Origin of the sequence: Pseudomonas asplenii (genome assembly GCF_001293465.1) — a bacterium.
GTDB lineage: Bacteria > Pseudomonadota > Gammaproteobacteria > Pseudomonadales > Pseudomonadaceae > Aquipseudomonas > Aquipseudomonas fuscovaginae_B.
On sequence record NZ_JSYZ01000021.1, the window covers coordinates 16,226 to 38,199 of the forward strand.

The following is a 21,974-nucleotide window of genomic DNA, read 5'->3' on the forward strand; positions in this document are numbered from 1 at the left end:
TCAGCGCTGGTGACGGATACGTGGGTTGGCAAGGCCGTAGAGGATGTCCACCACGAAGTTGACCAGGATCACGATGCAGGCGATCAGCAGGATGCCGTTCTGCACCACCGGATAGTCCCGGGCGCCGATGGCTTCGATCAGCCACTTGCCGATGCCGGGCCAGGAGAAGATGGTTTCGGTCAGGACCGCGCCGGCCAGCAGCGTGCCGACCTGCAGGCCCATCACGGTCAGTACCGGGATCAGCGCGTTGCGCAGGCCGTGGACGAATACCACGCGGGCCGGCGACATGCCCTTGGCGCGGGCGGTGCGGATGTAGTCCTCGCGCAGGACTTCGAGCATCGACGAGCGGGTCATCCGGGCGATCACCGCCAGCGGGATGGTGCCCAGTACGATGGACGGCAGGATCATGTGGTGCAGGGCGTCCCAGAACGCATCCGGCTCGCCGCTGAGCAGGGTGTCGATCAGCATGAAGCCGGTCTTCGGCTCGATATCGTAGAGCAGGTCGATCCGCCCGGAAACCGGGGTCCAGCCCAGGGCGACCGAGAAGAACATGATCAGGATCAGGCCCCACCAGAAGATCGGCATCGAATATCCGGCAAGGGAGATGCCCATGACCCCGTGGTCGAACAGCGATCCTCGCTTGAGGGCGGCGATCACCCCGGCCAGCAGGCCGAAGACGCCGGCGAACAGCAGGGCGGAGATCGACAGTTCCAGGGTGGCGGGGAACAGCGCAGTGAATTCGGTCCAGACACCGGTGCGGGTGCGCAGGGATTCACCGAGATCGCCGTGGGCCAGCTTGCCCACGTAGTCGATGTATTGTTCGTAGAGCGGCTTGTTCAGGCCAAGGCGTTCCATCGCCTGTGCGTGCATCTGCGGGTCGACCCGACGCTCGCCCATCATGACTTCCACGGGGTCGCCAGGGATCATGCGAATCAGCGCGAAGGTCAACAGCGTGATGCCGAAAAACGTGGGGATCAATAACCCCAGTCGGCGGGCAATAAAACTAAACATCTTGTTGTGTACCTCATCAGCCGGTTAGGCGTGCCGGTCGCGGCCCCGGGTAGGGCCGCTCCCTGCGTGTTTTCTACTTCACCTGGGTCGTGGCGAAGTTATTGGTGGACAGCGGGTTAATGTGATAACCCTCTACGTTCTTGCGCATGGCGGTGAACATCTTGGGATGCGCCTGGTCGACCCAGAGTACCTGGTCGTGCAGGATCTCCAGGGCTTTTTCGTAGAGCGCGGCGCGTTCGGCCGGTTCCGTCCTGGCCCGGGCCTGGTCGATCAGCGTCTGGAATTGCGGGTTGCACCAGCGGCTGTAGTTTTCGCCGTTTTTGGCGGCTTCGCAACTCATCAGCGGGCTGAGGAAGTTGTCCGGATCACCGTTGTCGCCGCTCCAGCCGGCGGACACCAGGTCATGTTCGCCCTTTTTCGCGCGCTTGAGCATTTCGGCCCATTCCATGACGCGGATATCGATCTTGATACCGACCTTGGCCAGGTCCGACTGGATCAGTTGCGCGCCCAGTTGCGGGTTCGGGTTGGTCGGGCCGCCGCCGTTGCGGGTGTACAGGGTGAAGACCGTGCCTTCGGGCACGCCGGCTTCCTTGAGCAGGGCTCGGGCCTTTTCCAGGTTCTGCGGCGGGTTCTTCAGCTTGTCGTTGTAGCCCAGCAGGGTTGACGGGTAGGGGTTGACCGCGGCGATGGCGTTGCCCTTGCCGTACAGGGTGTCGACGTAGGTCTGCTTGTCCAGAGCCAGTTCGATGGCCCGGCGCACCCGCACGTCGCTCAGGTACTTGTGCTCGGTGTTGATGGCGGTGTAGCCGGTGGCCATGGCCGCCATGCTGACCACCTGCAGGTTCGGATCGGCCTGGATGCTCGGCACGTCATCCGGTTTCGGGTACAGCGCCACCTGGCACTCGTTGGCCCGCAGTTTTTGCAGGCGGGTGTTGTTGTCCGGGGTGATGGCGAAGACCAGGACCTCGGCCGGCGGCTTGCCACGGAAATAGTCCGGGTTGGCCTTGTAGCGCACCTGGGCATCCTTGGCATAACGCTGGAACACGAACGGGCCGGTGCCGATCGGCTTGGCGTTCAGATCGTCCTGCTTGCCGGCCTTGAGCAACTGGCCTGCGTATTCGGCGGAGTGGATCGAGGTGAAGGCCATGCCCAGGTCGAGCAGGAAGGGCGCTTCGGGACGGGACAGGGTGAAACGCACGGTCATGTCGTCGACTTTCTCGACGTTCTTCAACAGGTCCTGGAAGCCCATGCTTTCAAAATAGGGGAAGCCCACCGTGGACTGCTTGTGCCAGGGGTGGTTCGGGTCCAGCTGGCGCTGGAAGCTCCAGAGCACATCGTCGGCATTGAGCTCGCGGGTCGGCTTGAAGTAATCGGTGGTGTGGAACTTGACGCCCTTGCGCAGATGGAACGTGTACTGCAGGCCGTCGGGGCTGATTTCCCAGCTTTCGGCCAGGGCCGGCTGGATCTCGGCGGTGCCCGGCTTGAAGTCCACCAGGCGGTTGAACAGGGTCTCGGCCGCGGCGTCGGATGTGACGGCGGTGGTGTACAGCACCGGGTCGAAACCTTCCGGGCTGGCTTCGGTGCAAACCACCAAGGGTTTTGCCGAAACGCCGACGGCTATGGTCAGCAGGCTGGCTGCGACGGCCGCCCGCAGGGAAAGCATCTTCATATAAACCCTCCGTAATCAAATGAGCCAGATTAGTCGCTGGGGCCGATTCGTCGAGCCGGCCCCGGCGTCGTTGCCTATCGGGATCCCGGGATCAAAGAATCTTGAACGGGATGGTGGTGACCAGACGGAACTCGTTGAGATTGCCGTCGGCCTGGTTTTCCGAGGCACGGTGAGTGGTGTAGGTGGCGCGAATGGCGGTGGCCTTCAGCGGACCGCTCTGCACCGCGTAGGAGGCGCCGATGCCGTATTCGTAGTGGTGCTCACCGTTCATGTTGCGCACGTCATAGGCGGTGCCGGTGTAGTGGGTACCGTCGATGCCCCAGCCGCGAGCCTGGTAGATGTTGAACTTCAGGCCTGGTACACCGTATTCGGCCATGTTCAGACCGTAGGCGATCTGGAAGGATTTCTCGTTCGGGCCGTTGAAGTCCGACAGCAGGGAGTTGGCCAGGTAGATGCCGTTGGTTTCGTGCAGGTAGTCGAAGTACTCGTTACCGTTGATCTCCTGGTAGGAGAAGGTCAGGCTGTGGGCCTGGTGGGTCAGTCCGAAGGACAGCGAGTAGGTGTCGTTGTCGATCTCACCCATCTTCTTTTTGCCGGTGTCGACGGTCTTGTAGTAGTTCAGGCCGGTGGTCAGGCTCAGCACCGAGCTGTCGCCCAGGTCGTGGGTGGCACCGAAGTAGTACTGGTTCCAGAAATCTTCGACGTGGGCGCCGTAGAGACTGGTCTTCAGGCTCTTGAATGGCTGGTAGTTGATACCGGCGGTGTTGACGTGGTCGGTCTCGGCACCGTTGTTGGTGTACTCGGAACGGAATTTCGACAGGCTCTGCTCGGTCCGTGGCGAGACGCGATCGAAGGTGGCGACGTCGAAAGACAGGTTGTTCAGCTCTTCGCTGTGCAGGCTCACACCTTCGAAGCTGGAAGGCAGCGCACGGTTGCCGATGGTGTCGACGATCGGGGTGCTGAAGTTCTGGCGGCCGGCGGTCAGGGTGGTGTTCGACACGCGGAACTTGACGTTGGCCAGGCCCAGCTTGCTCCACTGGCCGACGGCGTCGCCGTCGCTGTGGGTCAGGGTCCGGTTGCCACCGCCGGCCAGGTCCTTGCGGTCACGGTCCAGGGCGATGGCGTTGTAGGCGGCGACTTCGGTGCTGACGCCGACGGTACCCTGGGTGAAGCCCGAGGTGTAGTTCAGGATGGTGCCCTGGACCCAGTTGATACGACGTGGGGTCGGGGTCGGGGTGTCGCCGCCTTTCTTGTAGGAGAAACGGTCATCACGGCGTTTCAGTTCGTTGGCGTACCAGTTACGGGTCGTACCGCCCAGGCTCTGGCCATCGATGAAGCCCTTGGCTTCACTCTGGGCATTACTGGTGTTGAGGCCGGTCGGAATGAATTCCTGGCTTTGCGATTCCGCATGGGCCATGAGGCTGGCACTACTGATTGCTAAGGCTAACAACGCTTTCTGAGAGAGTTTCAACGTAAAGCTCCTTTATTTTCTTTTTTGGTTACCGGCCTTTTAGGTATGCCGGTTGTTTGGGGTGAACTCTTTTTCTTGTCGCAAACGTTTGCTTGGCAGTGATTCGCCGAATTTCGGCTGCAAGATTGCGTGAGGGCGAAATTCGCCCCCAACGCGTGGGTCACGGTTTTTATTGTTCGATACTGACGCCCGAGAACGAGTTGCGACCGAAGGGGCTGACCTTGAAGTCATGCACCTTGGCGCTTAACGGCTGGTTCACCGTCGAGTGGGCGATCGGGGTGATGGGCACCTGCTGCTTGAGCAACTGCTGGGCCTGCTTGTAAAGCACTGTCCGCTGGTCACGGTCAGTGACGATCTTGGCTTGCTTGATCAGCTTGTCGTATTGCGGGTCGCACCACATGGAGTAGTTGTTGCCGCCGATCGCGTCACAGCTGTAGAGCGTGCCGAGCCAGTTGTCCGGGTCGCCGTTGTCACCGGTCCAGCCGATCAGGCTGATGTCGTGCTCGCCATTCTTGGTGCGCTTGATGTATTCGCCCCATTCGTAGCTGACGATCTTCACCTTGAGGCCGATCTTCGCCCAGTCGGCCTGGAGCATTTCGGCCATCAGCTTGGCGTTGGGGTTGTACGGACGCTGGACCGGCATGGCCCACAGGGTGATCTCGGTGCCTTCCTTGACGCCGGCGGCCTTGAGCAGTTCCTTGGCCTTTTCCGGGTCGTAGGCGGCGTCCCTGATGGTGTCGTCATAGGACCACTGGGTCGGCGGCATGGCGTTGACCGCCAGTTGACCGGCACCCTGGTAGACCGCGTTGAGGATGCTCGGCTTGTTCACCGCCATGTCCAGGGCCCGGCGCACTTCAGGCTGGTCGAACGGCTTGTGGCGGACGTTGTAGGCGATGTAGCCGAGGTTGAACCCCGGTTTTTCGATCACCTGCAGCTTGGGATCGCTCTTGAGCGCCGGGACGTCGGCCGGGCGTGGGTGCAAGGTCACCTGGCATTCATTGCGCTTGAGTTTCTGTACGCGTACCGAGGCATCGGTGTTGATCGAGAAAATCAGCTGGTCGAGCTTGACCTTCTCCGGGTCCCAGTAGTGGTTGTTGGCGGCGTAGCGGATCTGCGTGTCCTTCTGGTAACGCTGGAACACGTAGGGCCCGGTGCCGATGGGCTGCTGGTTGATCTCGCTCGGGTTGCCGGCCTTGAGCAACTGTTCGGCGTACTCGGCGGAGAGGATCGAGGCGAAGCTCATGGCGAGGTTCTGGATGAACGCGGCGTCGACGCTGTTGAGGGTCATGACCACGGTCAGCGGCCCGGTCTTTTCGACCTTGGCGATATTCTTGTTCAGGCTCATCCCGGTGAAGTAGGGGAACTCGGTGGGGTAGGCCTTGCGGAACGGGTGTTCGGGATCGAGCATGCGGTTGAAGGTGAACAGCACGTCGTCGGCATTGAAGTCGCGATGGGGGGTGAAGTACTTGGTGGTGTGGAACTTCACGCCTTCGCGCAGGTGGAAGGTATACACCAGGCCATCCGGCGAGATATCCCAGCTCTTGGCCAGCGCCGGTGCGACGGTGGTCTCGCCCCGGACGAATTCCACCAGCCGGTTGTAGATCGGCTCGGCGGCATCGTTGTCGGTCGCGGCGGTGTACTGCGCGGTGTCAAACCCGGCCGGGCTGCCCTCGGAGCAGAACACCAGGCTACCGGCAGCCTGGGCGCAAGCAGTGCCCGCCAGGAGGGCGGTACTGATCAAAGCGGATAAAACGAAGGTATGGCGCATGACGATCTCAATCCATTTTTATTGTCGTTGGTGAGCAATTGCCATGTCGTGCTACATGGAAACATCACCAACCCAGTCAGTCGAATACAGCAGTGCCGCTCATCAGCATGTGTCGGTGATGTCCTGACGTTATGGCGCCAAGTCAATGCCGTAAATGCGTAGAGCCTGAGAGAGTTGTAGGAAAAAACTGCGCTTCTGACTCATCTTTCCTAAGTCGGACGGTCAGGGAGAGGGCAATTCCTGCAATTCTGGCGGGTAGCGCAAAGGCGACGTGTTGCGACGTCGCCTTTGCGGGACCTTACTTGCTGACGCTGACGCCGTAGAACGAGTTCAAGCCGAACGGGCTGATCTTGAAGTCTTTCACGGTAGCGCTCATGGGTTGATACACCGTCGAGTGCGCGATCGGTGTGTACGGGACATCATCCTTGAGAATGTGCTGGGCCTGCTTGTACAGCTCGGTGCGCTTGGCCTGGTCGGAGGTCGACTTGGCTTCCTTCATCAGGCTGTCGTATTTCGGCGTGCAGTACTTCGAGAAGTTGTTGCCGTTGATGGCATCGCAACCGAACAGTACGTTCAGCCAGTTGTCCGGGTCACCGTTGTCACCGCTCCAGCCGATGATCATCGCCTGCTGCTCGCCGGCCTTGGCGCGCTTGAGGTACTCGCCCCACTCATAGCTGACGATCTTCACGTTCAGGCCGATGTTCTTCCAGTCGGACTGGAGCATTTCGGCCATCAGCTTGGCGTTCGGGTTGTACGGACGCTGGACCGGCATGGCCCACAGCTTGATCTCGGTGCCTTCCTTGATGCCCGCTTCCTTGAGCAGTTGCTTGGCTTTCTCGGGATCGTACTTGGCATCCTTGATGGTGGTGTCGTAGGACCACTGGGTCGGCGGCATGGCGTTGACGGCCAGCTGGCCGGCGCCCTGGTACACCGATTCGATGATCTGCGGCTTGTTCACGGCCATGTCCAGCGCCTGGCGAACGCGCAGGTCGGCCAGCGGGTTGGCGGCGGTTTCGCCCTTGAGCACCGGCATCACGTTATAGGCGATGTAGCCCAGGTTGAAACCGGCCTGGCTTGGCATCTGCAGTTTCGGGTCGGCCTTGAGCGGCGCGAGGTCGGCCGGGCGCGGATAGACGCTGACCTGGCACTCGTTCTTCTTGAGTTTCTGCATCCGCACCGAGGCATCGGTGGTGATGGCGAAGATCAGGTTGTCGATCTTCACGTCTTCAGGCTTCCAGTACTCCTTGTTCCCGGTGTAGCGGATGTTGGAGTCTTTCTGGTAGCTCTTGAACACGAACGGACCAGTGCCGACCGGCTTCTGGTTGATGTCGCTGGCCTTGCCTTCCTTGAGCAGCTTGTCGGCGTACTCGGCGGACTGGATGGAGGCGAAGCTCATCGCCAGGTTCTGGATGAAGGCGGCATCGACGGCTTTCAGGGTGAACTTGACGGTGTGGTCGTCGAGCTTCTCGACCTTCGCGATGTTGGTGTCCATCCCCATGTCGGTGAAGTACGGGAACTCGGTCGGGTAGGCCTTGCGGAACGGCATGTCCTTGTCGAGCATGCGGTTGAAGGTGAAGAGCACGTCGTCGGCGTTGAAATTGCGCGTCGGCTTGAAGTAATCGGTGGTGTGGAACTTGACCCCTTCGCGCAGGTGGAAGGTGTAGGTCAGGCCGTCGGGCGAAATGTCCCAACTGGTCGCCAGGCCAGGAACCACGGCGGTGCCGCCACGTTCAAACTGGCTCAGACGGTTGAAGACGGTTTCGGCAGAGGCATCGAAGTCGGTTCCGGCGGTGTATTGGCCAGGATCGAAACCGGCCGGGCTCCCTTCGGAGCAGTACACCAGGTTTGTCGCTGCGAGGGCGAACGGTGCGCAGGCCAGGAGGCCTGCGCCAACAAAAAACGGAATGACTGCTTTTTTAAGCATTGGTGGCCTCATGATTTGTTGTCATTTTTGGTTGTGAGGACGACCTCGTGAGTCGACCTGCGGATACTTATGCAGGCCCTGTACCCATTGCAAGATGCAGATAGGCTGCAAGTCTCAAAGTGTGGCACGAACGTACAGGAATGTCGCAAATGTATAAATACTGACGCATTTGACCGTTTGCATCGGGTTTTTCCGGTGCAAACGGCGCACTGCGAGTGGGCAAGCGGGGCGTCTGGCGCACCCGGTTGGGGCGTTGGTGTTACTTATCCAGACTCACGCCGTAGAAGGGTGTCAGGCCGAATGGACTGATCCTGAAATCACGGACTTCCTTGCGCAGCGGCTGGAATACCGTCGAGTTGGCGATCGGTGTGATCGGCACCTGTTCCTTGAGGATTTTCTGCGCCTGTTGATAGAGCTTCACCCGCTCATCGCGGTTGCTGGACAGCTTGGCCTTCTGGACCAGCTTGTCATAGTCCGGGTCGCACCACTTGGCGTAGTTGCTGCCCTTGACCGCGGCGCAGCTGTACAGCACGCCCAGCCAGTTGTCCGGGTCGCCGTTGTCGCCGGTCCAGCCATAGATCATCGCGTCATGCTCGCCATTCTTGGCGCGCTTGATGTACTCGCCCCACTCATAGCTGACGATGTTGGCCTTGATCCCGACCTTGGCCCAGTCCTGCTGGATCATCTGCGCCGACATCCGCGCATTGGGGTTCGACGCGCGCTGCACGGTCATTGCCCACAGGTCGATGCGGGTGCCGGGCGCGACACCGGCCTCCTTGAGCAGCGCCTTGGCCCTGGTCGGATCGTAGGGTGCATCCTTGATGTTCGGGTCGAACGACCACTGCGCCGGTGGCAGGGCGTTCTGCGCCAGTTGCCCGGCGCCCTGGTACACCGCCTTGATGATCGCCGGCTTGTCGATGGCCATGTCCAGCGCCTGGCGGACCTTGAGCTGGTCGAGTGGCTTGTGGGTGACGTTGTAGGCCAGAAAGCCCAGGTTGAAGCCGGCCTGTTGCAGCACCTGCAGGTTCGGGTCCTGCTTCATCACCTCGATGTCGGCCGGGCGCGGGTAGCCGCTGACCTGGCATTCACCGGCCTTGAGCTTCTGCAGGCGGGCGGCGGCATCCGGGGTGATGGCGAAGACCAGGTTGTCGAGCTTGACGTCCTCGGGTTTCCAGTAGGCCTTGTTGGCGCTGTAGCGGATCTGCGCATCCTTCTGGTAGCGCTTGAACACGAATGGCCCGGTGCCCACCGGTTTCTGGTTGAGTTCCTCGGCCTTGCCCTCCTTGAGCAGCTTGTCGGCGTATTCGGCGGACTGGATCGAGGCGAAGCTCATCGCCAGGTTCTGCACGAAGGCCGCATCGACATTGTTCAGGTTGAAGCGCACGGTCTGTTCGTCGAGTTTCTCGATGTTCCTGATCGTGGTGTCCAGGCCCATGTCGGTGAAGTACGGCGACTCGGAAGGGTAGGCCTTGCGGAATGGCATGTTCTTGTCGAGCAGACGGTTGAAGGTGAACAGCACATCGTCGGCGTTGAAGTCGCGGCTCGGGGTGAAATAGTCGGTGGTATGGAACTTCACGCCCTGGCGCAGGTGGAAGGTGTAGGCCAGGCCGTCCGGGGACACTTCCCAACGGGTGGCCAGGCCGGGTTCGACCTCGGTGCCGCCACGCTTGAACTGGGTCAGGCGGTTGAACACGGTTTCCGCCGAGGCATCGAAGTCGGTGCCGCTGGTGTACTGGCTGGGGTCGAAGCCGGCCGGGCTGGCCTCCGAGCAGTAGACCAGGGTGCTGGCGGCCTGGGCCAGCGGAGCGCAGGCCAACAGGCCGGCGGCAAGGAGCAGCGGTTTGAATACGGTTCTTTCCATGGAGTCCCCTGGGAGTGCCTTTAGCGAGCGAAAAAAACGGCGGTCACCGAGGTTACCGCCGTTGCGGGCCGCTTAGAAAGCACTTGTGGGGCTTTGGCCGGGCTTATTGCAGGACTTCGATCACGCCGTCGGCACTCATCTTCACTTCGCTGGTACCGGCCTCGACTTCCGGTGCCGGTGCCGAATCCATCGCGGCCGCCTTCATCATCATCGGAGCGCGGGCGTAGGGCTGTGGATAACCGCCGCTGTTGAGGTTCAGGTTGACGATCTTGTAGCTCTTGCCGCCGAGAGCTTCGGTGGCGATCTGGGCGCGGGCCTTGAAGGCGTTGACCGCGTCCTTGAGCAGGGCGTCCTCGCTGGTCTTGCGCGCTGCGGTGGAGATGGCGAAGTTCATGCTGTCCATCTTCAGGGTCTGCATCAGGTCGCCGGTGAGCTTGGACAGGGCGGCGAAGTCCGGGCTTTCCAGGCGCAGTTCGGCGCGCTCCTGCCAGCCGGTGATCTTCTGGGTCTTGCTGTCGTAGATCGGGTAGCTGTTGCGCGAGCCCTGGCGCAGGGTCACGGCCTTCACTTCGCGGGCCTCGCCAAGGGCCTTGTTCATGGTGGTGGTGATCTGTGCGGCGAGCTTGGCCGGGTCGGCGTTCTGAGCCTCGGTGTAGAGGGTGACGATCATCAGGTCGCGCGCCACTTCCTGGCTGGCTTCGGCCCGCAGGGAGACCTGGTTGTAATGAAGCTCATCGGCAGCCAACGCCGGCAGGCTGGCCAGGGTGGCGGTGCTGAAGGCGATCAGGGTGGCGCTGCGAGTGAACCGTTGCATAGAGACTCCTTGAGATACGGGACGCGACGGTCGTCGGGCGATGTCGCGTGAATCCATGAGACTCTAGCGGTTATCGTCGGTTTCACCCAATTACAACTTCTATACATATGTAAGGAACTGTTGTCGGGAGAGCTGTGGCCGTTTGCCGCACTTTTGCCAGACGGGCGCCCGGCTTGGGTATACTCGTGAGGGTCCGCCTGGAGCGCTCATCAGGAGAGCTCATGCTCGCCCCCTTTCAATTGCTGTCCGCGACTCGCCAGAATCTCTGGCGCCTGACGTTCATCCGTATCCTGGTGCTGGCTGCCCAGGCCGGCTCGGTAGGCATTGCCTACGGCTTCGAACTGCTGCCGCTGCCCTGGCTGCAACTGTGGACCACGCTGGGCTGCTCCGCGGTGCTGTGCGCCTTCACCGTCGTGCGCCTGCGCACCACCTGGCCGGTCACCGAACTCGAGTATGCCGTGCAACTGGCCTGCGACCTGTTCATCCACAGTGCGCTGCTGTATTTCTCCGGTGGTTCGACCAACCCCTTCGTGTCCTATTACCTGGTGCCGCTGACCATCGCCGCGGTGACCTTGCCCTGGCGTTTCTCGCTGGTGCTTTCCGGCGTCGCGCTGGTGCTGTACACCCTGCTGCTGGTGCAGTTCTACCCCTTGGAAACCTTGCCGATCTCGCGGGAAAAACTGCAGATCTACGGCATGTGGCTGAGCTTCGCCCTGGCCGCCGCGGTGATCACCTTCTTTGCCGCGAAGATGGCCGAGGAACTGCGCCGCCAGGAAGAACTGCGCGCGCTGCGCCGCGAAGAGGGCCTGCGTGACCAGCAACTGCTGGCCGTGGCGACCCAGGCTGCCGGTGCCGCCCATGAACTGGGTACGCCGCTGGCAACCATGAGCGTGCTGCTCAAGGAAATGCGCCAGGATCATCCGGACCCCCTGCTCCAGGACGACCTGAGCGTGCTCCAGGACCAGGTCAAGCTGTGCAAGGAAACCCTGCAGCAACTGGTGCGCGCCGCCGAGGCCAATCGCCGCCTGGCGGTCGAGATGCAGGACGTCACCGTCTGGCTCGACGAGGCGCTGAACCGTTGGCACCTGATGCGCCCGGAAGCCAGCTACCGCTTCCAGCGCCTGGGGCAGGGCGAGGTGCCGCGCCTGGCCCCGCCGCCGGACCTGACCCAAGCCCTGCTCAACCTGTTGAACAACGCCGCCGATGCCTGCCCCGAAGGCCTGGAAGTGCGACTCGACTGGGATGAGGAGAACTTCACCATCAGTATTCGCGACCACGGCGCCGGTGTGCCGCTGGCCATCGCCGAGCAGATCGGCAAGCCGTTCTTTACCACCAAGGGCAAGGGCTTCGGCCTCGGCCTGTTCTTGAGCAAGGCCAGCGTGACACGCGCTGGCGGCTCGGTGAAACTCTACAGTCATGAGGAAGGTGGCACGCTCACCGAGCTGCGCCTGCCCCGTGTTGCCCGAGGAGACGAAGCATGAGTGACGAGATCCAGGTCGAAGGCGAGGAACTGCCGCACCTGTTGCTGGTGGATGACGACGCCACCTTTACCCGTGTGATGGCACGGGCCATGAGCCGCCGCGGTTTCCGCGTCAGCATCGCCGGTTCCGCCGAAGAGGGGCTGATCCTGGCCCAGCAGGACCTGCCGGACTATGCCGCGCTGGACCTGAAGATGGAGGGCGACTCAGGCCTGGTGCTGCTGCCCAAGCTGCTGGAACTGGATCCGGAGATGCGTGTGCTGATCCTGACCGGCTATTCCAGCATCGCCACCGCGGTGGAGGCGATCAAGCGCGGTGCCTGCAACTACCTGTGCAAGCCGGCGGATGCCGACGACGTGCTGGCGGCCCTGCTTTCCGAGCATGCCGACCTCGACACCCTGGTACCGGAAAACCCGATGTCGGTGGACCGCCTGCAGTGGGAACACATCCAGCGGGTGCTCACCGAGCACGAGGGCAACATCTCCGCGACGGCCCGGGCCCTGGGCATGCACCGGCGGACCCTTCAGCGCAAATTGCAGAAACGGCCGGTGCGCCGCTGAACCGGCGCTGAACGGAATCCTTTCAAGCTGCACGCCTGCCCAGGCGAATCATCTATGATCGGTTGGTGAAATTTCTTACGCCAACCGAGCCTTAGAATGACTAAGAACGCTGAATATTCCGCGGTCAACGATGCAGTAAAAGGTCAGTTTTTTCGTAGGGTCTGGCAGTTGGCCTCGCCTTACTGGCGCAGTGAGGAGAAGGGCAAGGCCTGGTTGCTGCTGATCAGCGTGGTGGCACTTTCGCTGTTCAGCGTCGGCATCTCGGTCTGGCTCAACAGTTGGTACAAGGACTTCTACAACGCCCTGCAGGAAAAGAACAGCGAGGCCTTCTGGCACCTGATCCTGTATTTCGGCGCGATCGCCGCCGTCGCCATCCTGGGGGCGGTGTATCGGCTCTACCTGACCCAGATGCTGACCATCAGTTGGCGGCGCTGGCTGACCGAGCAGCACTTCAAGCGCTGGCTAGAGCACAAGAACTACTACCAGATGGAGTCGGGCGGGCACACCGACAACCCCGACCAGCGGTTGAGCGAAGACCTCAACAGTTTCACCAGCGATACCCTGACCCTGAGCCTCGGGCTGTTTCGCACGGTGGTCAGCCTGGTGTCGTTCTCGATCATCCTCTGGGGCGTTTCGGGGAGCATCGAGGTGTTCGGCATCACCATACCCGGCTACATGTTCTGGTGCGCCTTCCTCTACGCGGCCATCGGCAGTTGGCTGACCCGGGTGATCGGCAGCAGCCTGATCCCGCTGAACAACCAGCAGCAGCGCTTCGAAGCCGACCTGCGTTTCTCCCTGGTGCGGGTGCGCGAGAATGCCGAAAGCATCGCCCTGTACGATGGCGAGCCGAACGAGAACCAGCGCCTGAGCAGCCGTTTCGGCAAGGTCTGGTCCAACTACTGGGCGCTGATGCGGGTCACCAAGCGCCTGACCTTTTTCACCTCCGGTTATGCCCAGATCGCGATCATCTTCCCCTTCATCGTCGCCGCGCCACGCTACTTCGCCGGCAAGATCCAGCTTGGCGAACTGATGCAGATCAACTCGGCGTTTGGCAATGTGCAGGAGAACTTCAGCTGGTTCATCGATGCCTACTCGAACATCGCGGTATGGAAGGCCACCTGCGACCGTCTGCTGAGTTTCCGCCAGGCCATGCTCGATAACGAGGAGCGTGCCGCGGCCATCGACGTGCAGAACCAGGGCGACAGCTTGCAGGTGAGCGACCTGAGCCTGGACCTGGCGGATGGTCGGCACCTGCTGGCCGGGGCGAACATGGCGGTGGCGGCGGGCGAGCGGGTAATGCTCAGCGGGCGTTCCGGCAGCGGCAAGAGCACCCTGTTGCGGGCCATGGGCAAGCTCTGGCCACGGGGGCGCGGCAGCATTCGGCTCCCGGCTGCGCGTTCGTTGTTCCTGCCACAGAAGCCTTATCTGCCGATCGGCAGCCTGCGCGAGGTGATGAGTTATCCACAGCCGGGCGATGCCTATCCGGACCCGCGTTACCAGGAGGTCCTGCACACCTGCCGCCTTGGACATCTTGCCGGCCGCCTCGATGAGAGCAATCATTGGCAGCGCATGTTGTCGCCGGGTGAGCAGCAACGCCTGGCCTTCGCCCGGGCACTGCTGTATGCCCCGCAATGGCTGTTCCTCGATGAGGCCACGGCAGCGATGGACGAGGAGGATGAAGCGGCGCTGTATCAGGCACTGATCGACCAGATCCCCGGCCTGAGTATCGTCAGCGTTGGTCACCGCAGCAGCCTGAACAAGTTCCATCCGCGGCATCTGCGTATCGAACAGGGACATCTGGTCACTCAGGAGCCGGTCGGCGCATAGTCGGACGGTGATCGTACAACCGCGTTGAGCTATCATGGGGCTCAGCCGTTCAGCCGAGATAGATGTTCGATATGGAAAACCAGAGCGCCGCGCTCCGCGCACCTCGCAAGCGCCGCAGTCTTGCCCAGGAATTGGTCACGGTCCTGACCGAGCAGATTCGTGATGGTCAGCTCAAGCGCGGCGACAAGCTGCCCACCGAGTCGGCGATCATGGACGCCCACGGCGTCAGCCGCACGGTGGTGCGCGAGGCGATTTCCCGCCTGCAGGCGGCAGGGCAGGTGGAGACCCGCCACGGCATCGGCACCTTCGTGCTGGACACGCCGAGCCCGAGCGGCTTCCGTATCGACCCGGCGACGGTGGTGACCCTGCGTGATGTGCTGGCGATCCTCGAATTGCGTATCAGCCTGGAAGTGGAATCGGCCGGCCTGGCGGCGCAACGGCGCTCGCCCGAGCAGTTGGCGGCGATGCGCGCGGCACTGGATGCGCTGAACGACAGCGTGGCCCATGCCAGCGATGCGGTGGCCTCCGATTTCCAGTTCCACCTGCAGATCGCCCTGGCTACCGGCAACCGCTACTTCACCGACATCATGACCCACCTGGGCACCAGCATCATTCCGCGCACGCGCCTGAATTCCGCACGCCTGGCCCATGATGACCAGCAGCACTACATGAATCGGCTGGGGCGCGAGCACGAGGAGATCTACGAGGCCATCGCCCGTCAGGACTCCGACGCGGCGCGGGCGGCGATGCGCCTGCACCTGACCAACAGCCGCGAGCGGTTGCGCCAGGCCCATGAAGAGGCCGAGGCGCAGACTGAGTAGGCTTGCGTCAGCGTTCTTCGCGGGCAAACGCCGCGCCTGCACGGGCGTGGCTGCCCGCGGATAGCGGTTTCAACTGACCGCTCACCCTGCCAGGATCGTGCGATCCACGCGTATGGCCCACTGCACGGCTTTCGCCGATACATCGAACACCACTTTCCCGGTGTCATCCGCCTTCGCCCGGGCCACTGCCACGCCATCGGCCAGCAGTTCCAGCGGCATATCCCTGAGCGACTGGCCGCTAGCCAGCGCAAGTCTTACGGTAAAGGTCATCGTTGATCTCCCTGTCATTGATGGTTGTCGATAAAGGTCGTTGCCTGGTTGTCCAGCGTGCCGATCCGTTCCGGTGAGCCACCGCGGAACTGGCGGAACACGTTGCGTCCGGTCGCGCCGGAGGCGGCATTGACCGGTACGTTGAGGGTCGGCTGGAAGCGGTCGGTCAGTTCGGCATAGGTCGTCCAGGGTCCGATGTAGGATTCGTCCAGCCCCTTGCTGTAGCTGAAGGCATAGCGCACGGCATTTCCCGGCAGCCAGTTGGGTTCGCTGGCGGTGCGGCTCTGCCAGCCATCGGCGCTGATGGTCGGGGCGACGCCGGGCGGGTTCAGGTAGCCCGCGGGCTTGTTCGGCTGATAGTCCTTGAGCAGCAGGTAGGTGCTCCAGCCCCACCAGTTGTCGCTCTGGTTGCGGTCATTGAGGTCGTTGACGTCCTTGCGGCGCAGCACGTTCCCGCCCTTGAGGGCGAACAGCGGGGCGAAATTCAGGCGGTCCTGGCGGTCTTCGACTTTTGCCAGGTCGGGCACCGAGCCCAGGGCGGCGTAACGTTCGGCCGGCACCACAACACCGCTGAGGTAGGCGGCGAACACCTCGTCCGCCGACTGCTGCACCGCTTGCCTGACCTGGCGCCGGTTGCTGTCGTCGATGCTGTCGAAGTAACGCTTGTCGCCGTAGCAGTTCCACTGTTCACCGCGGGCGTTGCGGACTTTCAAACCGTACTGGCTGTCCTCGTCGTGCATGAAGCGCGAGATCAGCGAGCCGACGTCGCTGGGGGTGACGCTGTCGGCCAGTTGCTTGCGGGGGACGCGCAAGTGGCCGGCGGAAAACAGGTCGGTGAGGAAGTGGTCGGCAAAAGCGTTCATTGCATAGGCCAGTTCCAGATCCTGGTCCTTGCCGCTCTGGCGGGCTACCAGCGCCTGTTGCAAGGCTACGGCGTGACCGGCCTGGTAGGCGAGCAGGGCCCATGGGCCGAAGTGGTCCCAGTTGCTGGCGGCCAGTTTCAGGTAGCGGCCGAGGGGGAAGAGCGGCGAGGCGATGCTGCCGCCGCCGGTGATCCTGTTCCATTCGCCCGACAGGGTATCGCCCAGTTCGTCATAGGCCTCGTGCGGTTGCCGGCCATCGCGGATCGCCTGGTTGGCGGCATTGATCTCGGTTTTCATCACCTGCAGGATATTCTGCGCTTCCTCGCGGGAGGCGGGCAGCACGGCCAGCGAGTCGAAGGCTGCGCGAAAGCGCGTCTGGCGGTCCTGCGCGGTGTTGCCGTCGGCGATCGGCCGGTCCGGGATGCCGTAGAAGTCGCCGCCCAGGGCGATGATCTGCCCGTAGGTCAGGGCCAGGCCGTTGTTCAGGTGCAGCTCCACCTGCCAGGCGGGAATGGCCGGTGCGTTTTCGGCGAAGCGCAGCAGGGTGGCATCGCCGATGGCGGTGTGCTCGCCGCCTTCGAAGCGGACCTGGGGCGACCCCTTGAGTTGGCTGGCGGGTCCGTTCGGCAGGTGTTCGGGCCGGTGATACTTGAGGGTGTGATGCCCTTCGGCGAGCAGGACGACGGTGCTGCCATCGCCGGGGATTGCAATGCCCTGTTGGCTGAAGAGGCTGTCCAGTTCGGCAATGAGTTTGCCGTCGTGCAGCAGGTTTCGCTGCGGTGTGCGTTCAATGGCTGACATTTCTAGCTCCTTGATATGTCATCGTTTTGTTCAATTTAACTGTATGGATATACAGTTAAACAGGAGCATAGATGGAATATTTCCTACGTCAAGGGCGGAAAAGTCTGTGGGACCTGCTGATCTTTGCGATTGAGTTTGTGCGATGACATACGGATGCTGATGAGGCCGTGCATTGCGCACGGCCTTGGTCAGAACACCGACCAGCCGATCCGTTGGCTCAGCAGCTCCAGCGCCGCCATGCCCGCCAGCGAGTTGCCGGCGGTGTTGAGCTCCGGCGACCAGACGCAGATGGTGAACCGTCCCGGTACCACCGCGACGATCCCGCCACCCACGCCGCTCTTGCCCGGCAGGCCGACCCGGTAGGCAAAGTTGCCGGCCTCGTCGTACAGCCCGCTGGTGGCCATGATCGAGTTGACCTGTTGGGTCTGGCGCGCCGTCAGGACCTGCTCGCCGCTGTGCTTGCAGAAGCCGTCGTTGGCCAGGAAGCCGAAGGCGCGGGCCAGGTCGATGCAGTTCATGCGCAGGGCGCAATGGCTGAAGTAGCTGCGCAGCACCGTTTCCACATCGTTGTGAAAATTGCCGAATGACTGCATCAGGTAGGCCATCGCCGCGTTGCGGGCGCGATGCTGGTATTCCGAGTCGGCGACCTTGCCGTCGACCATCACCTGCAGGTTGCCGGACAGCCGTCGCACGAAGTCGCGCATCGACAGGGCCGGGGCGGCGAAGCGCGACTGGTTGATGTCGCAGATCACCAGGGCGCCGGCATTGATGAACGGGTTGCGCGGGCGTCCGCGTTCGAACTCCAGCTGCACCAGCGAGTTGAACGGCTGGCCGGACGGCTCGTGACCCAGGCGCTCCCAGATCGCTTCGCCGGAATGGTTGATCGCCTGGACCAGGCTGAATACCTTGGAAATACTCTGGATCGAGAAGGGCGTCTGCGCATCGCCAGCGTAGTACAGCTCGCCATCGTTGCCGTAAACGGCGATGCCCAACTGGTTGGCCGGCACATCGGCCAGCGCCGGGATGTAATTGGCCACCTTGCCCTGGCCGATCAGGGGACGCACTTCATCGAGGATTTCGTTCAACAGCGCTTGCATGCTCGAACTCGCAGTCACTTCCCGCGGGTTGCGGGACTACAAGCTGCTAGACGCCGGGCGCAGGCTTTGAAGCACAGTTTTTATTGCGAGCAAGCGCCGTGTTGCTCTGTGCTAGAGTGCCCTGCCAAGCGCCCTGGAGCCTGCCATGCCCGTTTCGATCCGCCATGCCGCGACGCTGTTGATGTTCGCCGGACTGCCCCTGACCGTCGACGCCGCGCCGGGGGCGCCCCTGCACGGGCAATACCTGCCTCCGGACGACCTGTCCCTGCGCCGCGCCGAGCCGGAGCAGCAGCAACTGTTGCAGGTCACCGAGTATTCGGTGGTGATCGGCAGCCAGCGCCAGTCCAACCAGCAGCCGATTCCGGTGACCTCGTCGCTGCTGGTGCGCCTCAAGGGCAAGCCGTTGAGCAAGGGCGCGACCGTCAACCAGGTGCTGGTCAGCTTCGACGGCGAGAGTAAGAGCCTGAAAAAACCGACGTTCGACGAGGCGAGCAAGACCCTGAACCTGTATTACCCGCTGACCCAGTACCGGGTGGTCATGGACCTTTTGCGCAACGACACGGTGTATTGCCAGTTCCTGAGCTACGCCAACGGCCATATCTGGGCCGACCTGCATACCGGATCAGTTCGTACTCGTTGAGAGCGGAGCAGATGCGGGGGTAAACTGCCCGCCCCGTGTAATATCTGTGGCTGGAGCCGGTAATGCGCAAAGACAAGAAACAGGTGATTGGTGACGAGATCGGCGATGCGCAGGTCAAGTCGTTCCTCGACTTCGAGCCGGCCGATGCAACCTCGCCGTCCCTGCACAAGCTGATCAAGGCCTATCGTGGCCTGCGTATCGACGACTTCGAGCGTTTCCTGGTGTTCTTCAAGGAAGCCGGCTACGACCTCGACGGCAAGGACGAGCATGGCCAGGACTTCGTGACCCTGATCCAGGACCAGCGCAACGCGTCGGACTATATCGAGCTGATCAACAACGCTCGCGGCTGAGTTTTCCACAGCCTGAAAAAAAACGCCCCGGACCTCAACAGGCCGGGGCGTTTTTCATGGCGCGAGTACCTCAGGCGTAGCTTTCGGTCTCGCTGCTCGGCTCCACCAGCTCCAGGCTGATGTTGTTCTGGGCGTTGATCCGGCGATACAGCGCCGCGTCGGTAGCCAGAGCCTTCTCCCGCGCCGGGAAGATTTCCTGCAGCTTGGCGGCCCATTCACCCTTGGCCTTGTCGGCGAAGCAGCGTTCGATCAGTTCCAGCATGATCGACACGGTCACCGAGGCGCCTGGCGAGGCACCGAGCAGGGCGGCCAGCGAACCGTCCGCAGCCGCGACCAGTTCGGTACCGAACTGCAGCACGCCGCCTTTCTTCGGGTCCTTCTTGATGATCTGTACCCGCTGGCCGGCCACTTCCAGGCGCCAGTCCTCGGCTTTCGCCTCGGGATAGAAGCGGCGCAGGGATTCCAGGCGCTGCTCCATCGACTGACGCACTTCGCTGATCAGGTACTTGGTCAGGTCCATGTTGTCGCGGGCCACGGCCAGCATCGGACCGATGTTGCCGGGACGGATCGAGCTCGGCAGGTCGAACAGCGAGCCGTGCTTGAGGAACTTGGTGGTGAAGCCGGCGTAGGGACCGAACAGCAGGGACTTCTTGCCATCGACCACACGGGTGTCCAGGTGCGGCACGGACATCGGTGGCGAGCCCACGGCCGCCTGGCTGTAGACCTTCGCCTGGTGGTGCTTGACCACTTCCGGGTTGTCGCAACGCAGCCACTGGCCGCTGACCGGGAAGCCGCCGAAGCCCTTGCCTTCCTCGATGCCCGAGGCCTGCAGCAGGGGCAGGGCGGCACCGCCGGCACCAAGGAAGACGAACTTGGCGTCGACTTCACGGCTGCTGCCACTGTTGACGTCCTTGATGCTCACGGTCCAGCCGCTGCCGTTGCGCTTGAGGCCGGTCACGCGCTTGCAGTACTTGACCTGGGTGTCCGGGGCGCTGGTCAGGTGGTTGAGCAACTGGTTGGTCAGCGCGCCGAAGTTCACGTCGGTGCCCTTGAGCACACGGGTGGCGGCGATCGGCTGATCGACCGGACGGCCCGGCATCATCAAGGGCATCCACTCGGCCATCTTCGCCCGGTCTTCGGTGTATTCCATCTCGGCGAAGGCGTGGTGCTGGTGCAGCACTTCGAACCGCTTCTTCAGGAAGCCGATGTCCTTTTCACCCTGCACGAAGCTCAGGTGCGGCACCGGGCTGATGAACGACTTGCACGAGCCGAAGGTGCCTTTTTTCGACAGGTAGGCCCAGAACTGCTTGGACACTTCGAACTGGCTGTTGATGTGCACGGCTTTCTTGATGTCGACGGAACCGTCGGCAGCCTGTGGCGTGTAGTTCAGCTCGCACAGCCCGGCGTGGCCGGTACCGGCGTTGTTCCATGGGTTGGAACTCTCCGCGGCACCGGAGTCCATCAGCTCGACGACTTCCAGCTTGATCGCGGGGTCGAGCTCCTTGAGCAGCACCGCGAGGGTCGCACTCATGATGCCGGCCCCTACCAGGACCACATCGACTGCTTCGTTATGCGCCATTAACGCGTCTCCAAAATCTGCAGCACCACATTGACGGCATGGCCGCCAGGAATTGACAGGGCAACGTCAGCCCGGTGTCACTCATGGCCAGGTTCGCCATGTCCGATTTTTCGCAATTTTTTGCAACTTCAGCGGACGCTGTCGGTGGGCTTGAGGTGCGTATGAACGCATTTCAGGCGACTTCCGGCAATTCGACTTATGGTCGAGAGCATCCGATCGTGCAACCAAATCCGTAGGCGGACAGGCTTCAAGCACCTGCCTGGGAATATCGGGTCCTGTGTGATCGAGTCGTCAAGGACGTTAATGGTGCATTTCCAGAGGCAAAACTTTTCATTTGCTCGCCACACTCTCGTGAAGTAGTGAATACCCGTTTTTTCACGCTCTTTTGAAGACGTGAACCTCAAAAAAGGGCTGCCGCGGCCTGTCACCGGGCCCGCGAAGCAAATGCCGGCCGGGAAGCAAGGCTGGCGTACGGGCAAACAGCTCAGTGAACGAGCACAAAGGCAGCTCTGGCAGATTCGGTAAAACGGTGGGTTGCAGGTGCAGCAGCAAGCACGCCGACTTCACTCGATCTGTGTGGGCGGCTCTCTGTGGGCGGTGCGGGGGACCGATGCAGGTGCATCAGCGATACTGCGAGGCCCGATCAGGAGACGTCCTTATAATCGGGGGGAGATTGTAACCAAGAAATGCGCAGAAATGACCCTGTTGAATGACTTTTATTAGCCGTTTGGTCAGATGGTCAACGGCAGCGCCCGACGCGGATGTGACGTCCGTGGGCTGACACGGGCACTGGCAGGCAGTGGCTGGTGCATCCAGGCCAGGCGAATCTCCTCGATTTCGACCCAGCCGTCGCCCGCCGGCGGCAGGTTGCACTGCTTGAAGGCCTGGCAGCGGCCGTCGGCACCGAGCCGGGCGAAGCTGCGTATGGGCTTGCGAGGGAAGAACAGTTGCCAGAGCAATTCCATCGTCACGTTACCTGTTGTCCCGTTGTGGTATCGATGTTGTATCGGGGCTGTTACGTGCGCATGTAGGGGCGGTGAATTAAATGTGACATGACTCCCCCGGTTCGCGGTATCCGCAGCCGCCTGCGGGGCGATGTCTGGTGAGCGGCGCACGTGCACGGCTATACTGACGGCCTGATTGTGCCCAGGCTATGTACGAAATCGCTTG

The 21,974-nt window shown here is 62.1% G+C and carries 18 protein-coding genes; 6 read left to right on the top strand and 12 right to left on the bottom strand.

The window, feature by feature from the left end; all coding sequences use genetic code 11:
* From PF66_RS25370 to PF66_RS25400, 7 genes are all read right to left on the bottom strand, one after another.
* Complete coding sequence (locus tag PF66_RS25370) at positions 1-1,011, bottom strand: ABC transporter permease subunit (protein ID WP_054058534.1); 1,011 nt, start codon at positions 1,009-1,011, stop codon at positions 1-3.
* A gap of 73 nt (positions 1,012-1,084) precedes the next feature.
* Positions 1,085-2,680: an ABC transporter substrate-binding protein gene (locus PF66_RS25375; protein ID WP_054058535.1), complete on the bottom strand. Its 1,596-nt coding sequence runs from the start codon at positions 2,678-2,680 to the stop codon at positions 1,085-1,087.
* A 91-nt stretch (positions 2,681-2,771) separates the two neighbouring features.
* The gene (locus PF66_RS25380) at positions 2,772-4,151 is read right to left on the bottom strand and encodes an OprD family porin (RefSeq protein ID WP_054058536.1); all 1,380 of its coding nucleotides are present in this window, start codon (positions 4,149-4,151) and stop codon (positions 2,772-2,774) included.
* A 169-nt stretch (positions 4,152-4,320) separates the two neighbouring features.
* Complete coding sequence (locus tag PF66_RS25385) at positions 4,321-5,919, bottom strand: ABC transporter substrate-binding protein (RefSeq protein ID WP_054058537.1); 1,599 nt, start codon at positions 5,917-5,919, stop codon at positions 4,321-4,323.
* A 298-nt stretch (positions 5,920-6,217) separates the two neighbouring features.
* Positions 6,218-7,843: an ABC transporter substrate-binding protein gene (locus tag PF66_RS25390; RefSeq protein WP_054064153.1), complete on the bottom strand. Its 1,626-nt coding sequence runs from the start codon at positions 7,841-7,843 to the stop codon at positions 6,218-6,220.
* A gap of 259 nt (positions 7,844-8,102) precedes the next feature.
* Positions 8,103-9,704, bottom strand: coding sequence for an ABC transporter substrate-binding protein (locus PF66_RS25395; RefSeq protein WP_054064154.1), 1,602 nt, complete (start codon positions 9,702-9,704; stop codon positions 8,103-8,105).
* 103 nt (positions 9,705-9,807) lie between these two features.
* Positions 9,808-10,518: an SIMPL domain-containing protein gene (locus PF66_RS25400; RefSeq protein WP_054064155.1), complete on the bottom strand. Its 711-nt coding sequence runs from the start codon at positions 10,516-10,518 to the stop codon at positions 9,808-9,810.
* A gap of 221 nt (positions 10,519-10,739) precedes the next feature.
* Here PF66_RS25400 and PF66_RS25405 point away from each other — a divergent pair, with 221 nt between their 5' ends.
* The 4 genes from PF66_RS25405 to PF66_RS25420 all read left to right on the top strand — a co-directional run bounded on the left by PF66_RS25405 (position 10,740) and on the right by PF66_RS25420 (position 15,204).
* Positions 10,740-11,999, top strand: a complete 1,260-nt coding sequence (locus PF66_RS25405; RefSeq protein ID WP_054064156.1) for an ATP-binding protein — start codon at positions 10,740-10,742, stop codon at positions 11,997-11,999.
* On the top strand, positions 11,996-12,556 hold the full coding sequence (locus tag PF66_RS25410) for a response regulator transcription factor (RefSeq protein ID WP_017904783.1): 561 nt from the start codon (positions 11,996-11,998) through the stop codon (positions 12,554-12,556). The genes PF66_RS25405 and PF66_RS25410 overlap by 4 nt, the downstream gene beginning before the upstream one ends.
* Positions 12,557-12,652: 96 nt before the next feature.
* Positions 12,653-14,383 (top strand): ABC transporter ATP-binding protein/permease, encoded by a 1,731-nt coding sequence (locus PF66_RS25415; protein WP_054064157.1) that lies wholly within the window; start codon positions 12,653-12,655, stop codon positions 14,381-14,383.
* Positions 14,384-14,454: 71 nt separating this feature from the next.
* A complete protein-coding gene (locus PF66_RS25420) occupies positions 14,455-15,204 on the top strand; it encodes a FadR/GntR family transcriptional regulator (RefSeq protein WP_054058543.1) in 750 nt (249 codons plus the stop codon).
* A gap of 81 nt (positions 15,205-15,285) precedes the next feature.
* On the opposite strand, the gene PF66_RS25425 is transcribed toward PF66_RS25420, so the two are convergent.
* The 3 genes from PF66_RS25425 to glsB all read right to left on the bottom strand — a co-directional run bounded on the left by PF66_RS25425 (position 15,286) and on the right by glsB (position 18,235).
* On the bottom strand, positions 15,286-15,474 hold the full coding sequence (locus tag PF66_RS25425; protein WP_054064158.1) for a hypothetical protein: 189 nt from the start codon (positions 15,472-15,474) through the stop codon (positions 15,286-15,288).
* 14 nt (positions 15,475-15,488) lie between these two features.
* Positions 15,489-17,138 (bottom strand): hypothetical protein, encoded by a 1,650-nt coding sequence (locus PF66_RS25430; RefSeq protein WP_054058545.1) that lies wholly within the window; start codon positions 17,136-17,138, stop codon positions 15,489-15,491.
* Positions 17,139-17,326: 188 nt separating this feature from the next.
* Positions 17,327-18,235: a glutaminase B gene (glsB, locus tag PF66_RS25435; RefSeq protein ID WP_054058546.1), complete on the bottom strand. Its 909-nt coding sequence runs from the start codon at positions 18,233-18,235 to the stop codon at positions 17,327-17,329.
* Between the two features lie 145 nt (positions 18,236-18,380).
* Between glsB and PF66_RS25440 the strand changes: the two genes are divergently transcribed.
* Together PF66_RS25440 and PF66_RS25445 are read left to right on the top strand one after the other, a co-directional pair.
* Positions 18,381-18,875 carry a hypothetical protein gene (locus tag PF66_RS25440; RefSeq protein ID WP_054058547.1) on the top strand — a complete coding sequence of 165 codons (495 nt, stop codon included), beginning with the start codon at positions 18,381-18,383 and terminating at the stop codon, positions 18,873-18,875.
* A gap of 62 nt (positions 18,876-18,937) precedes the next feature.
* Positions 18,938-19,225: a PA4642 family protein gene (locus PF66_RS25445; RefSeq protein WP_054064159.1), complete on the top strand. Its 288-nt coding sequence runs from the start codon at positions 18,938-18,940 to the stop codon at positions 19,223-19,225.
* A 70-nt stretch (positions 19,226-19,295) separates the two neighbouring features.
* Here PF66_RS25445 and mqo read toward each other — a convergent pair whose 3' ends face one another.
* On the bottom strand, positions 19,296-20,804 hold the full coding sequence (gene mqo / locus PF66_RS25450; protein ID WP_054058549.1) for a malate dehydrogenase (quinone): 1,509 nt from the start codon (positions 20,802-20,804) through the stop codon (positions 19,296-19,298).
* A 731-nt stretch (positions 20,805-21,535) separates the two neighbouring features.
* The gene (locus PF66_RS25455) at positions 21,536-21,769 is read right to left on the bottom strand and encodes a hypothetical protein (RefSeq protein WP_054064160.1); all 234 of its coding nucleotides are present in this window, start codon (positions 21,767-21,769) and stop codon (positions 21,536-21,538) included.
* Positions 21,770-21,974: the final 205 nt, after the last annotated feature.